This window comes from Pantoea sp. Cy-640 (assembly GCF_011752635.1).
GTDB lineage: Bacteria > Pseudomonadota > Gammaproteobacteria > Enterobacterales > Enterobacteriaceae > Pantoea > Pantoea dispersa.
In genome coordinates this window covers 947404-961369 of sequence record NZ_VWXB01000001.1, presented here as the reverse complement: position 1 = coordinate 961369, position 13966 = coordinate 947404, and the positions used below count along the sequence as shown (strand labels likewise).

Here is a 13966-nt window from a genome sequence, read left to right as displayed (position 1 = left end):
TGAGCGCGAGCACAACTGAGGAAGATTAACGTTTATGATGCGTATTGCGCTTTTCCTGGTCACCAACCTGGCGGTGATGTTGGTATTCGGACTGATTCTGAGTCTGACAGGAATCCAGTCAAGCAGTGTTCAGGGTCTGATGATTATGGCAGGTCTGTTTGGCTTTGGCGGTGCGTTTGTTTCACTGCTGATGTCCAAATGGATGGCGTTACGCTCGGTCGGCGGTGAAGTGATTGAACAACCCCGTAACGAGACGGAACGCTGGCTGATGGAAACCGTCGGCCGCCAGGCTCAGCAGGTCGGCATTGCGATGCCGCAGGTGGCGATTTACCACGCGCCCGATATCAACGCCTTTGCCACCGGCGCACGCCGTGACGCCTCGCTGGTAGCGGTCTCCACCGGTTTGCTGCAGAACATGAGCCGCGACGAAGCAGAGGCGGTGCTGGCGCACGAGATCGCCCACATCGCGAACGGTGACATGGTCACCATGACGCTGATTCAGGGTATCGTGAACACCTTCGTGATCTTCATTTCGCGTATCATTGCGCAGGTGGCGTCTGGCTTCCTGTCCGGCAACCGCGACGGCGAAGAGAGCAGCAACGGTAATCCGCTGGTCTATTTTGCCGTGGCGACGGTGCTGGAACTGGTGTTTGGTATTCTCGCCAGCATCATTACCATGTGGTTCTCGCGCCATCGCGAATTCCACGCCGACGCCGGTTCTGCGAAGCTGGTGGGGCGTGAAAAGATGATTGCCGCGCTGCAGCGCCTGAAAACCAGCTACGAACCGCAGGAACCCAGCAGCATGATGGCGTTCTGTATTAACGGTAAAGGTAAGTCGCTGAGCGAGCTGTTTATGTCGCACCCGCCGCTCGACAAGCGTATCGAAGCGCTGCGTAGCGGTGCCTACCTTAAGTAAGCCACATAGAAAATGAACAGGGCGCCTGCGGGCGCCCTTTTTTTATGACTCTCCCGGCTGACGGCTTTGCGTCATGCGCAGCATACTGACGATCGCCGCCACGCTGGCAAAGGTCCCGGCCAGCAGCAGCGAGGCATGCGTGCCGCTGTCGTTGAACAGGTTAAACATCAGCGCCACCAGCGCGGCGCCGGTGCTTTGCCCGACCAGTCGCGCGGTGCCGAGCATGCCGCTGGCACCGCCGCTACGCTGGCGCGGAGCCGACGAGATGATGGTGTGATTGTTGGGTGACTGGAACAGCCCGAAGCCGGCACCGCACAGCATCATGCGCCAGATAATATCGGCATCCGTGGGTTGTGCAGGCAGCAGCGCCAGCAGAAACAGCCCGGCGGCAAACAGCGCCAGCCCCAGCCCACCCAGCAGCCCGGCATGAAACTTCTCGATCAGGCGGCCGGCAATCGGTGCCATCACCATGGTAGCCAGCGGCCACGGCGTCAGCAGCAGGCCGGTCGCGACCTCATCCCGGCCCAGTACGTTTTGCAGGAAAAACGGCAGCGACACCATCGCCAGCATTTGTGCGCAGAACGAACAGATCGAGGTGCCGATCGACAACGAAAACACCGGAATGCGCAGCAAATCCACCGGCAACAGCGGCACCGGCATCGCCAGCTGACGCCGCACAAACACCACGCCGATCAGCAACAGTGCCAGCAGCATACCCGCAATCAGCCAGCCATTTTCTCCCTGCGCGAAGCCGGTCAGCGCTGAAATCAGCAGGCCGAAAAACAGCGCATTCATGATGGCGCTCGGCACATCAAATTTCTGCTGCTTCGCTTTCTGCGTGTTATCCGGCAGGAAGCGCAGCGCCAGCCACAGCGCCACCACACCGAGCGGCACGTTAATCAGGAACAGCCATTTCCAGCTGGCGATGGAGAGAATCGCGGCCGCCACCGTGGGGCCGGCGGCGCTGGAGACGGCTACGATCAGCGAGTTGATGGCCATGCCGCGTCCCAGGAAGCGCTGCGGGTAAATAATACGGATTAGCGCAGTGTTGACGCTCATTAGCGCCGCACCGCCGAAGCCCTGCAGCACGCGGGCCACGGTGAGCATATTCAGCGAAGAGGAAAGGGCGCAGAACAGTGAGGTGAACACAAACAGCACCAGCCCGACCTGATAGACGCGCCGGTAGCCGAACATATCGCCAAGAAACGACAGCGACAGCAGCGAAATCACGATAGCGATTTGATAGGCGTTGACGATCCAGATCGATTCCGCCGGGCTGGCGTTCAGCTCACGCGCAATGGTCGGCAGCGCTACGTTGGCAATCGCGCCGTCCAGCACCGCCATCATGATGCCAAGCGCAATGGTAATGATTGCGCCGTAGCGCTGTGGAACGGGTAATCCATCCTGAGACACGGTAGGAGACATAAACAGGGAGAAGTGAAGTAAGTGAATATCATCATGCTAATCAATTTTCTGCCTGAAATCACCGCATCAATGGACAAAAATTACAAGTGGATGTGTCGTTGCCGCCGTCCGGCTGTAACCTCTATACTGGCGTTTTTTGCAAAAGCGTTAAGGAAGTTCCGCATGGCGAGCCGCGATAACGATAAACAGCCGGATGCCGTTTCATCGGTGATGAAAGTGTTTGGCATTCTGCAGGCGCTGGGCGAAGAGCGCGATCACGGCATCACCGAGCTTTCGCAGCGGGTTATGATGTCGAAAAGCACGGTCTACCGCTTTCTGCAGACCATGAAATCGCTCGGCTACGTGGCGCAGGAGGGCGAGAGCGAAAAATATTCGCTGACGCTCAAGCTGTTTGAACTTGGCGCGCACGCGCTACAGAACGTGGATTTGATTCGCAGCGCCGATGTGGAGATGCGCGAACTGTCGCGCCAGACCAAAGAGACCATTCATCTCGGCGCGCTTGAAGAAGACAGCATCGTCTATATCCACAAGATTGACTCGCTGTATAACCTGCGCATGTATTCACGCATCGGCCGGCGTAATCCGCTGCACAGTACCGCCATCGGCAAAGTGCTGCTGGCGTGGCGTGAGCGCACGGAGGTGAACGACATTCTGCGTGAAGTGGAATTTCGTCGCAGCACCGCTAACACTATCGTCAGCGCGCAGGCGCTACTGCCGGTGCTGGAGCAGGTCAGGCAACAGGGCTTTGGTGAGGATAATGAAGAGCAGGAAGCGGGGATTCGCTGTCTGGCGGTACCGGTGTTTGATCGCTTCGGCGCGGTGATTGCCGGCATGAGCCTCTCTTTTCCGACGGTGCGCTTCTCCGAACCGGCAAAAAAAGAGTATGTGGCGATGCTGCACCGTGCTGCGCGTAAGGTGTCGGAGCAAATGGGTTATTACGACTATCCGTTCTGAATCTTGCCGGGCTGACGCGCAGCCCGGCAGGCGGCTTAACTTAGTTGTCGATCACTTCGCCGCTTTTCTTCAGCAGCGGGCAATCGGTAACGCCAACAATGCCGCTGTCGGTGTGCAGATACTGTGCGGTAATCATGCCGCGCGCGGTCAGGTAGCTGCACTGTAAGCCCAGCCCGGCTGCGTTTTTATTGCTGCCGGTTAACACGCCGTAGCCGGTAAACAGCATCGCCAGCCACAAGACAGCCAGCACCATCACCGCACGAATCAGTAGTTTCATTTTTATCTCCTTGTGTTACATAACGCAGCTGTTCCCGCATTGCTGCGAACTCTATAGTAGCAGCATGCCTCGCTTTTCTCGCCGGATCGATCAGAGATAACTGAAAGCGGCACGCAGGCGGGATAATCTGCTTTATCTCCGCAACCATATCTTTTCCGCACGCAACGAGTAGAATCAGCGGCGATGTACCTGAATGATGTTTGAGGATTGATGCAGTTATGAATGAATTAGCCGCCAGTACCGGTCCGCTGTTTAACTATGGCGTGCTGGCCATCATTGTGGTTGTGGCCTTTATTGTCTGGTTTTTTGTTAACCGGGCCAGCGTGCGCGCCAGTGAACAGCTTCAGCTGCTGGAAGCGCTGCTGGAAGAGCAAAAGAAACAGAACGCGCTGCTGCGCCGTATCGCTGAGGCGCAGCCGGTGGCCGAAAAAGCGCAGGATGAGCAGGATGCCGGGGATAAGCGCGACTTTATTCGCCTGATTCCTGAACGTTAAGCACACAATGGAGAGGCCATGGCCTGGCAAAATCCCTGGTATGACGCTTCGCTGGCCCATCATACGCCGCACGGCTTTCGTAACCCGGAAGAGGAGTTACGTCAGCCTGGCGATCTACAGCGCTGGCGGCGCGAGCGTAAGCAGCAGAATCTGCCGCTGCCACCGCAGTCCGGCTATGCGGCCTTCACCGCCAGCTGGTGCCAGCAGGCCGACCTGAGCGGTGAAGATGACCGTATCTGGTGGCTGGGCCATGCCGCGCTGCTGCTGCGTCTCAATCAGCGCTATATTTTGATCGACCCGGCGCTGTCGGCACGCGCTTCGCCGTTGCCGTTTGCCGGGCCGCAGCGTAAAACCCCGGCGCCGCTCAGCGTGGCGCAGCTGCCGCATCTTGATTATGTGCTGATCTCGCATAACCATTACGACCACCTTGATCGGCCTACAGTGAAACGCATCGCCCGCCGCTTTCCTGCCGCGCACTTTCTGGTGCCGCTGGGGATGGCCGACTGGTGTCGCCGGCGTGGCGTGCGCACCGTCACCGAACTGGACTGGTGGCAGCAGGTGCAACTGGACGACATCAGCTTCACAGCCGTTCCCGCGCGCCACTGGAGCATGCGTACCTTTTGGGATCGCAACCGGTCGCTGTGGTGCGGCTGGGTAGTGCGTAATGCGCAGCTCAATTTCTGGTTCTCCGGCGATAGTGGCTATAGCGATAATCTCTCAGCCATCGCGCGGCGGCTGGGGCCGTTTAATCTGGCTGCGTTGCCGATAGGTGCCTATGCACCAAAATGGTTCATGCGCGGCCAGCACATGGACCCGGATCAGGCGGTACAGCTCTGGCAGCAGATAGGGCGACCGCTGGCGATTCCCATTCACTGGGGCGTATTTGAGCTGGCGGACGAATCGCTTGACGATCCGCCGACGGTGCTGGCGCAAGCCTTGCAGCAGGCGGGCGAGGTCGATGCGCCTTTTGCCCCATGGCGAATTGGCGAGAGCCGCAGCCTGATGAATTACGATTAAGATTTATCCTAAGCCCTTTTTGTTAAATGCCAGCGGCTTCCGCGCTTTTTAACATTTAATTGTTGGGTGTTTAGAAAAAAATGAGATAAATGCCAGCGTGCAGTCTGCCTATATTTGGGGCAACGGCGATTATATTTTCCTGATTTTGGTGCAAAACTATTTTTAACTTGTACTGTCAGGAATTTGTTGTACAAGATTTGAACGCTGCGCAGTTATGTCGCTCATTGCACAACGGCCAGTGAAATAGCTTATCTGTGCCATATTAATGCAATATTTTTTGCCTAAACTTATTCGGTTTAAATGTGAGAAAGCAGCGTTTACCGCTGCGCTTGACGAAACGCGAGTCTGGCGCTAACTATACTGACGCATAGACTTTTTTTGCACACGCCGAGGCGTTGCTGTCAATAACGTTATCCACCTTTCGCTGCCGGTTTCAGGCAATTATGTGCGGCATGTCGATCACTGTTTAAAAATGGCTTGCCATTAATTAGCGGATATGTGATAACGAATCGTGGGTCAAACGAGGTACAGTTCTGTTTATGTATGGCATCTTCAGTAAAGAAGTTACGAGTAAAGACGTTGACGTTGAATACCGCTTCCTTGCCGAACCTTAAATTAGTGCCTCATTCAGTAATGTCTCTGGTTTCTCTGTAAGACTGCCTGCGGGCAATATAAACACTCTAAGGAATTTGCAAAAATGGCAAAGATTAAAGGTCAGGTTAAGTGGTTCAACGAGTCTAAAGGTTTTGGTTTTATTACTCCTGCAGACGGCAGCAAAGACGTGTTCGTTCACTTCTCTGCTATCCAGGGCAACGGTTTTAAAACTCTGGCCGAAGGTCAACAAGTTGAGTTTGAAATTCAGGACGGCCAGAAAGGCCCGGCAGCAGTTAACGTTACTGCTATCTGATTTCGCTCTCAGGCTCGGTGTCATGCACCGCTGAATCGAATCTTAAAAGCCCTGCTCAATGAGTGGGGCTTTTCTTTATCCTTTCTGTAACCGGATGATCAGGGTAAACTGCGCCGCGAATCGCTAACCCGGAGTTATCTATGTCGTTGATTTGCCCACTTTGCCACCTCGCTTTGCACCTGCACGCCAGCAGTTATCGCTGTGCGTCCGGTCATCAGTTCGATCGGGCGAAAGAGGGGTACGTCAACCTGCTGCCGGTGCAGCACAAAGGTTCACGGGAACCGGGCGACAGCGCAGAGATGCTTCAGGCGCGCCGGGCCTTTCTGGATGCCGGACACTATCAGCCGCTGCGCGATCGGGTGGCGCAACGTCTGGCTCAGCCGCTCACGAACCGGCCCGCGCAGCTGCTGGATATCGGCTGTGGCGAAGGCTATTACACCGCCGCGCTGGCTGCCGCGTTGCCCGACAGCCAGCTGTACGGTCTGGATGTGGCCAAAGCCGCGGTGCGCATGGCGGCAAAGCGCTATCGCGCGGTTAACTTTTGTGTCGCCTCCAGCCAGCGCCTGCCGTTTGCTGATGGTTCACTGGACGCCATCGTGCGCATTTACGCGCCCTGTAACGAGCAGGAACTGAGCCGCGTCATCAGGCCTGGCGGCTATTTGCTGACGGTGACGCCGGGGCCGCACCATCTGCAGCAGTTTAAGGCGTTGATCTATCGCGAAGTGCAGCTGCATACGGCGGAAGAGAAAAGCTATGCGGGATTTGAGCAGATCGATCAGCAAAACCTTCACTACACGATGACGCTGAACGGGGCGGAAGCGGTGAGCCTGCTGCAGATGACCCCCTTTGCCTGGCGTGCGCGTGAAGCGGTGTGGCAGCAGCTGGCCTCCAGCGCCACCTTTAGCTGTGACGCAGATTTCACCCTGACGCTGTGGCAGCGCGTTTAACGCGCCTCCACCAGCGTATGATAGATTTTCTCCAGGTCGTCGAGCTGTTTCACCGCAATCAGCAGGCGACGCTGCTCCAGCTGTATTAACAGAATGCCATCCTCTGACAGGTTCATACTCTGGATACGCCGGTAATCGATCCACACGCTGGCAAAAAACAGGCCGTCATTTTTCATCAGCAGCCGCGGGCTGCGGATCCAGAACAGCCAGATAGCCATAAAGCACAGCATCATCAGCAAAGTGGTGGTGAGCTGCGGGCCATGATGGCTGACGTTGTTCCATAGCAGAATCAGTAGCAGCACGATAAAGATGCCGCTGTCGATTTTATGGCGGCGGCGCAGGGTGACGCGCAGTCGGGTCGGTCCATTGCGGCGGGGCAGGATGACATCGTCGTAAATCGCAAATAGGGCGAGAGCGGCGATCAGCAGGGCAATCAGGACGTCAGTCAGTGACATACAGGCTTCTTCCTCAACCGAAGTGACCTCAGCGTTGGCGCTCAGGTCACGCCGTTCAAAAAACGCCGGGAGTCTGACTCCCGGCGGTGAGATTACAGACCGAGCAGGCCGATCCAGTAACCAAAGATACCGATGGCAAAGAAGCCAACGATGATCCACAGCGCGTTAACTTTACGGCGCAGCAGCCACATACAGCCAAAGGTCAGCAGCAGTGGAATCAGGCCGGGCATCAGCTGGTCGAGAATCGACTGCACGGTGGTGACCGTGGTTTTGCCGGTCTGGTCGGTGATGCGGGATACCACCAGCGGCACGTTGACGTGCGTCCACTTGTTGACCAGCGCTCCCATGACAAACAGGCCGAGTATCGATGCCCCCTCGGTAAGTTTTTGCAGGAAGCCGCCGCCCATATCGCTGACGATATCCACCCCTTTGCGATAGCCATAAGCCACGCCGTAATAGCGGGTCAACATGCGCGCAATGTTAAACAGGAAGAAGAACAGCAGCGGACCGAGCAGGCTGCCGCTCATCGCGATACCGGCACCCAGTGCGGCGAATACCGGACGCACGGTCCCCCAGAAAATCGGGTCGCCCACGCCAGCCAGCGGACCCATCAGGCCCACTTTGATCCCGTTAATGGCACCGTCATCGATCGCTGCCCCGTTGGCGCGCTGCTCTTCCATGGCCATGGTCACGCCGAGCACTGGCGCTGCCACGTAAGGATGGGTGTTGAAGAACTCAAGGTGACGCTTGATCGCCTGCTTGCGCGCGTCGTTGTTTTCCGGATACAGGCGACGGATCACCGGCACCATTGAGAAGCAGAAGCCCAGCGCCTGCATGCGTTCAAAGTTCCACGAACCCTGAAACAGGTTGGAGCGCAGGAACACACCGCGCACGTCACCGGGGGTGAGTTTCTTTGGAGTATTGGTTGTATCTACCATGATGTCACCTGTTCCTAGTCGAGTTCGTTGTCGAGGTCGTTGTTAGCCGGGCCCGCCGAGGCGGCGCCTGCAACGCGGTTGTATTTTGGCGCAAGCTGGATGTACAGCACCGCCATTACCACGCCAATCACGCCCAGCGCCACCAGGTTGAAGTTGGTGAACGCGGCGGTGACAAAGCCAAGATAGAAGAACGGCATCAGGTAACCGGCACGCATCATGTTGATGACCATCGCGTAACCGACCACCACGATCATGCCGCCGGCGATGTTCAGACCATTGGTGACCACTTCCGGAATTGAACTCAGCAGGCTGTGTACCGCGCTGGTACCGACCGAGACCGCCACAATCAGCGCCGGGATAGCGATACGCATCGCCTGCAGCAGCAGGGCAGAGACGTGGATCCACGAAATCGCCGTCAGGTTGCCTTTCTCCGCAGCTTTATCCGCGGCGTGCTGGAAGGCGACAGTGATGGTACGCACGATGATGGTCAGCACCTGACCGGCTGCGGCCAGCGGGATGGCCAGCGCAATACCGGCACCGACGCTTTGACCGCCGGCAATGACCAGAATGGTGGAGATGATAGAAGCCAGCGCCGCATCCGGTGCCACTGCCGCACCAATGTTCATCCAGCCCAGCGCGATCATCTCCAGCGTACCGCCGATGATGATGCCGGTTTTCATATCACCCAGCACTGCACCAATCAGGGTACAGGCCACCAGCGGCCGGTGAAACTGGAACTCATCGAGAATCGATCCCATCCCGGCAATACAGGCCACAATAAATATCAACACTATTTGTAGCGAGGTTATTTCCATTGCATTTTTCCTCAGCAAGATCAGAACTTTTTGCCCACGCGCGCAGGCACAGGCGAATCAGGCATTGACCTTCGCAATCAGGTCCATCATTTTCAGTTTCGGGTCGTTGGAGACTTTACGCACTTCCAGTTCGATACCGCGCTCATTCAGCTTGCGGAAGGCAGCGATGTCCTTCTCATCCACCGACACCGCGTTATTAACCTGCGTTTTCCCCTGACGGAAGGCCATGCCGCCGATATTCACCGACTTGATATCCACGCCTTGCTCCACCACGCGCTCAACATCGGTCGGATTGGTAAACAGCAGCATCACGCGATCGGAACCGTACTTCGGGTTGTTCCACACGCGGATCATCTTGGCGATATCCACCACATGGGCGGTCACGCCCGGCGGCGCCACCTGAGTCAGCAGGGTTTTGCGTACGTGATCGTTGGCCACTTCATCACTGACGACGATAATGCGCGTCACGTTGGTCTCTTTGGTCCAGCGCGTGGCCACCTGGCCGTGGATCAGACGGTCATCGATACGGGCCAGGCCAATTTTCATGTGCTCGCCCGGTGCCAGCGGCTTCTGCGGCTGGGCAGGGGCTTTCGGGGCGGGCGCGGCCGCGGCCGGCGCGGCGGATTCGGTTTTGAGCGCTTTCACCCCCTCGCGGCCGGCCTCGACGGCGATATGGATCAGCGCTTCCAGCGATGGATCGTCATCGCGCCCCATCAGGGTTTCCACCAGCATGGGAATGTTGACCCCGGCAATAACGTCATAGCCCGGTTTATCCACCACGATGCGGCTGGCGGCGTTAAACGGGCTGCCGCCCCAGGTGTCCACCAGAAACAGCACGCCTTTCGACGTGTCGAGTCGGGCGAGCTGTGCCTGATATTTTTCGATTAGCGTTTCTGCATTTTCGCCGGGTACGAAATCAATCCATCCGACATTTTCCTGCTCGCCCAACAGCATTTCTGCTGTTTTAAGCAGCTGTTCTGCCGCCCAGCCATGTGTACCAATTACAAGCGCAATGGTCACTTGCTACCTCCGTTCGCATGAGAGTTCCCGACCATGGCCGGGAATCATTGAGAATTACCGTTGTTATTTTCTGTGGATCGCCCGGGACTAAATTGAAGAAAGTCATCAGGAAAAGGCCCAAAACATTCCGCGATACAGCAGTAAGGTCGCGATTTATTTTAGTGAGCGAAAAAATAAAATATGTGACGTTGCTCTGCTATTCGGAGCGTACCGGCGGCAACGGCCATTTTTATGGCAGTTTCTTGCGCTGACGCAGTTATTTGTAAATGTAAGAAAATTTTTTGACGTTGTTGATGTAACTGATACATTACCTTTCTGTTTATTACTCAGGAGTACCGGGCTTTAGCTCACCTATATGGACCGTCACCGACGTCGCTTCACTTGTTCCCCGCGCTGCTCAGCGCGCACCCTGACACCTGCCGGTGTTGCCTCATCTGTTAACGCTCTCTCGTCTCGCTTTCCGGCGCAGGCTCATTCGCGTTCGCCCTTACGTTTAGCAAGGAGTCATTGATGGAATTTCTCTTCGACCCCTCAATCTGGGCGGGTTTACTGACGCTGATCGTGCTGGAGATTGTGCTCGGCATCGACAACCTGGTGTTTATCGCCATTCTTGCCGACAAGCTGCCACCGAAACAGCGTGATAAAGCGCGCCTGATTGGTTTGTCGCTGGCGCTGGTGATGCGCCTCGGCCTGCTGTCGCTGATCTCCTGGATGGTGACGCTGACGCGACCCCTATTCAGCGTAGGCGATTTCAGCTTTTCCGGACGAGATTTAATTCTGTTGATTGGTGGTTTGTTCCTGTTGTTTAAGGCCACCATGGAACTGCACGAACGGCTGGAAAACCGCGGCATGGAGCATCAGGGTAATAAAGCCTATGCCAGCTTCTGGGCGGTCGTGACGCAGATTGTGGTGCTGGACGCGGTGTTCTCCCTGGATGCGGTGATTACCGCCGTCGGTATGGTGAACCATCTGCCGGTGATGATGACGGCGGTGGTGATTGCCATGGGCGTGATGCTGCTGGCCTCAAAACCGCTGACCCGCTTCGTCAACGCGCACCCAACGGTGGTGGTGCTGTGTCTGAGCTTCCTGCTGATGATTGGTCTGTCGCTGGTGGCGGAAGGCTTTGGTTTCCATATTCCGAAAGGTTATCTGTACGCGGCAATTGGCTTCTCGATTCTGATTGAGCTGTTCAACCAGATTGCGCGCCGGAACTTTATCCGTCATCAGGCGCACCGTCCGATGCGTGAACGTACCGCCGAAGCGATTCTGCGTCTGATGGGCGGGCGCCAGCGTAACCAGCCGGCGCATACCGAAGAAGCGTCACTGACGGAAGCGATGCCGCAGGAAGCGTTTAAAGACGAAGAGCGTTACATGATTAACGGCGTGCTGACGCTGTCACAGCGTTCGATTCGCAGCATCATGACGCCGCGCGGCGATATCTCGTGGGTTGACGTCTCGCGTCCGCTGGATGAGATCCGCATTCAGCTGCTGGATACGCCACACAGTCTGTTCCCGGTGTGTCGCGGCGAGCTGGATGAGATCATCGGCGTGGTGCGCGCGAAAGAGCTGCTGGTGGCGCTGGAGCACGGTATGGATGTCGCGACCTTCGCGGCCAACACGCCGCCGATTGTGGTGCCGGAAACGCTGGATCCGATTAACCTGCTGGGCGTATTGCGTCGCGCTAAAGGGAGCTTCGTCATCGTCACCAACGAATTTGGTGTGGTGCAGGGCCTGATTACGCCGCTGGACGTGCTGGAAGCGATTGCCGGTGAGTTCCCGGACGAAGACGAAACGCCGGATGTTGTGGCGGATGGCGACGGCTGGCTGGTGAAGGGCGGTACCGATCTGCACTCGCTGCAGCAGCTGCTGGACCACCATGAGCTGGTCGATCCGGATGAAGATCACGCGTCGCTGGCCGGCCTGTTGATTGAGCAGAAGGGACAGCTGCCGCTGCCGGGCGAGATTATCGATTTGCCACCGCTGCACTTCCAGATTATCGAAGCCACGGACTACCGTATCGATCTGGTGCGCGTCACCAAAGACAAGCCGCACCATGACGAGGAAGAGGGCGACGCCTGATGTCGTCCGGCATCAGGCGCCCAGCTGCGCCTGATGCTGCACCAGCCATTGCGGAAAGTCCTCAATCGGCATCGGGCGCGCATAGTAGTAACCCTGCAGATGATCCACGCCGCGCTCGCGCAGATAATGCGCCTGCTCGGCGGTTTCCACGCCCTCCGCGACCAGCGCGATATTCAGCCGCTGCGCCAGTGAAATCACCATATCCGTTACCGTGGCGTTGATCGCGTCAGTACCAATCGCGGCGGTAAAAATTTTATCGATTTTCAGCACGTCCGGCTTCAGGTCTTTCAGATAGGCCAGCGAACTGTGGCCGGTGCCGAAATCATCAATCGCCAGCCGCACGCCAATTTCATGCAGCTGCGCCACGACCGTCTGGTCGATGACCGGCAGCGCATCGCGCTCGGTCAGCTCCACCACCAGTTTCGGCAGGGGATTGGCGGGCCACCAGTAGCGCTGTAGATCCTCAACAATCAGGCGATCGCGGAAGTGGCTGGCCGCGACGTTAATCGCGATATGGAAAGCCGGGCACTGTGGCAGATTAGGCAACTCCGCGACGACTCTGGCAATCACAAAGCGCGTCAGCGGTGCAATCAGGTTCTGGCGTTCGGCCAGCGGAATAAATACGTCCGGTGCAATCCAGCCCTGGCGCGGATTGTGCCAGCGCAGCAGCAGCTCGATACCATCGCAGTCGCCGCTGCGGGCATTGATCAGCGGCTGGCAGTAGACCATAAATTCGTTGGCGGTGATGCCATAGCTGATTTGCCAGCTCAGGCTCATGCGATTGGCGGTGGCCAGCCAGACGATATAGCCCAGCAGCAGGCTCAGCAGCACCGCCAGCGGCAGCTGAGACGGCAGAGTGTTGAGCGCCAGTCGCGCCGGAGAGGGACCGTACAGCGTAATGCTGTAGGGATAACGCAGTGAGGCCTGATCGTACGCCACTTCGTCATCGGACGGCACGGTATGCTCGATCAGCGGATTACCATATTCGAGGCTCTGTCCGCCTACGTTAAAGATCGCGCGCTCCACCCACGGCAGCTGCGGCTCCAGCAGATAGTTGGTCATCAGTTCAATATTGATGATCTGCAGCAGGCCGTCCTGGTTATCCAGCGACTTTGGCGTCCACAGCAGCAGCACCGGCGAACCTTTTAGCAGGTAGTCGTCGGTGGACAGCATCATGCGCTGGTTGTTGATCGCCAGCTCGGGATAGGTCTGGCTGAACGAGATGTGGCGCGGGCCATAAATACTCGAACAGTAGATGGTATCGTCCTGCACCAGCAGTACGGTACGCACGGTTTGCAGCGCCGCGATCTTCTCAATCAGCGGGTAGCGCACCTGCGTGCAGGGCACACCCACCAGCCCCAGCGTGTTGTTGGCGGAGACGTCCAGCGGCGAAAACATGCGGTCAAAGCGCTCAATCGCGCGGGTGGCAAAGTTAAGGGACTGCTGCTCAATGCGTGACTTCTCTTCGATGTAGCGAAAAGTCAGCGTAAGAATGAGAACCAGCGACGCGATCACCAACGCAATAAGCAGGCGCTTACGGCGAAATTGACCCACAAATTGCTGGGGAAGGAGCATCAGTAACCACCTTGCTAAGACAAAGAATGAGACCAAATTAACGTGAAAGTTATCGGCATGGCGGCGGCCAAATTTAGCGCGGCTGGAGAAAAAAAGCGGCACTAAAAAATCGCGCGACCGGTAGAGGTCGCGCGCAAAAATAATGTA

The 13966-nt window shown here is 57.0% G+C and carries 15 protein-coding genes; 8 read left to right on the top strand and 7 right to left on the bottom strand.

The window, feature by feature from the left end; genetic code table 11:
- The first annotated feature begins 34 nt into the window (after nucleotides 1-34).
- Nucleotides 35-916: a protease HtpX gene (gene htpX, locus F3J36_RS04795; protein ID WP_021510018.1), complete on the top strand. Its 882-nt coding sequence runs from the start codon at nucleotides 35-37 to the stop codon at nucleotides 914-916.
- A 42-nt stretch (nucleotides 917-958) separates the two neighbouring features.
- On the opposite strand, the gene F3J36_RS04790 is transcribed toward htpX, so the two are convergent.
- Nucleotides 959-2341, bottom strand: coding sequence for an MFS transporter (locus F3J36_RS04790; RefSeq protein ID WP_166719039.1), 1383 nt, complete (start codon nucleotides 2339-2341; stop codon nucleotides 959-961).
- 162 nt (nucleotides 2342-2503) lie between these two features.
- On the opposite strand from F3J36_RS04790, the gene kdgR reads away from it, so the two are divergent.
- A complete protein-coding gene (gene kdgR, locus F3J36_RS04785) occupies nucleotides 2504-3295 on the top strand; it encodes a DNA-binding transcriptional regulator KdgR (RefSeq protein WP_166719038.1) in 792 nt (263 codons plus the stop codon).
- Between the two features lie 40 nt (nucleotides 3296-3335).
- Here kdgR and F3J36_RS04780 read toward each other — a convergent pair whose 3' ends face one another.
- Complete coding sequence (locus F3J36_RS04780; RefSeq protein WP_088516956.1) at nucleotides 3336-3572, bottom strand: YobH family protein; 237 nt, start codon at nucleotides 3570-3572, stop codon at nucleotides 3336-3338.
- A 218-nt stretch (nucleotides 3573-3790) separates the two neighbouring features.
- On the opposite strand from F3J36_RS04780, the gene F3J36_RS04775 reads away from it, so the two are divergent.
- The 5 genes from F3J36_RS04775 to rlmA all read left to right on the top strand — a co-directional run bounded on the left by F3J36_RS04775 (nucleotide 3791) and on the right by rlmA (nucleotide 6937).
- Nucleotides 3791-4066 (top strand): YebO family protein, encoded by a 276-nt coding sequence (locus F3J36_RS04775; RefSeq protein WP_166719037.1) that lies wholly within the window; start codon nucleotides 3791-3793, stop codon nucleotides 4064-4066.
- A gap of 18 nt (nucleotides 4067-4084) precedes the next feature.
- Entirely contained in the window at nucleotides 4085-5083 is a 999-nt protein-coding gene (locus F3J36_RS04770) for an MBL fold metallo-hydrolase (RefSeq protein ID WP_166719036.1), read from the top strand.
- A gap of 539 nt (nucleotides 5084-5622) precedes the next feature.
- Nucleotides 5623-5697 carry a DUF2627 domain-containing protein gene (locus F3J36_RS04765; RefSeq protein ID WP_110866451.1) on the top strand — a complete coding sequence of 25 codons (75 nt, stop codon included), beginning with the start codon at nucleotides 5623-5625 and terminating at the stop codon, nucleotides 5695-5697.
- Between the two features lie 83 nt (nucleotides 5698-5780).
- On the top strand, nucleotides 5781-5990 hold the full coding sequence (cspE, locus tag F3J36_RS04760) for a transcription antiterminator/RNA stability regulator CspE (RefSeq protein WP_021510024.1): 210 nt from the start codon (nucleotides 5781-5783) through the stop codon (nucleotides 5988-5990).
- 140 nt (nucleotides 5991-6130) lie between these two features.
- On the top strand, nucleotides 6131-6937 hold the full coding sequence (rlmA, locus tag F3J36_RS04755; protein ID WP_166719035.1) for a 23S rRNA (guanine(745)-N(1))-methyltransferase: 807 nt from the start codon (nucleotides 6131-6133) through the stop codon (nucleotides 6935-6937).
- Here rlmA and F3J36_RS04750 read toward each other — a convergent pair.
- From F3J36_RS04750 to manX, 4 genes are all read right to left on the bottom strand, one after another.
- On the bottom strand, nucleotides 6934-7392 hold the full coding sequence (locus F3J36_RS04750; protein WP_166719034.1) for a DUF986 family protein: 459 nt from the start codon (nucleotides 7390-7392) through the stop codon (nucleotides 6934-6936). The genes rlmA and F3J36_RS04750 overlap by 4 nt on opposite strands.
- A gap of 92 nt (nucleotides 7393-7484) precedes the next feature.
- On the bottom strand, nucleotides 7485-8330 hold the full coding sequence (locus F3J36_RS04745) for a PTS mannose transporter subunit IID (protein WP_166719033.1): 846 nt from the start codon (nucleotides 8328-8330) through the stop codon (nucleotides 7485-7487).
- Between the two features lie 14 nt (nucleotides 8331-8344).
- Nucleotides 8345-9145, bottom strand: a complete 801-nt coding sequence (locus F3J36_RS04740; RefSeq protein ID WP_031280203.1) for a PTS mannose/fructose/sorbose transporter subunit IIC — start codon at nucleotides 9143-9145, stop codon at nucleotides 8345-8347.
- Between the two features lie 57 nt (nucleotides 9146-9202).
- Entirely contained in the window at nucleotides 9203-10165 is a 963-nt protein-coding gene (gene manX / locus F3J36_RS04735; protein WP_166719032.1) for a PTS mannose transporter subunit IIAB, read from the bottom strand.
- Nucleotides 10166-10675: 510 nt separating this feature from the next.
- Here manX and F3J36_RS04730 point away from each other — a divergent pair.
- Nucleotides 10676-12244 carry a TerC family protein gene (locus F3J36_RS04730; protein ID WP_021510030.1) on the top strand — a complete coding sequence of 523 codons (1569 nt, stop codon included), beginning with the start codon at nucleotides 10676-10678 and terminating at the stop codon, nucleotides 12242-12244.
- A 12-nt stretch (nucleotides 12245-12256) separates the two neighbouring features.
- Here the strand turns inward: F3J36_RS04730 and F3J36_RS04725 are convergent, their stop codons facing one another.
- Nucleotides 12257-13819 carry an EAL domain-containing protein gene (locus F3J36_RS04725; protein ID WP_166719031.1) on the bottom strand — a complete coding sequence of 521 codons (1563 nt, stop codon included), beginning with the start codon at nucleotides 13817-13819 and terminating at the stop codon, nucleotides 12257-12259.
- Between the last annotated feature and the right edge of the window lie 147 nt (nucleotides 13820-13966).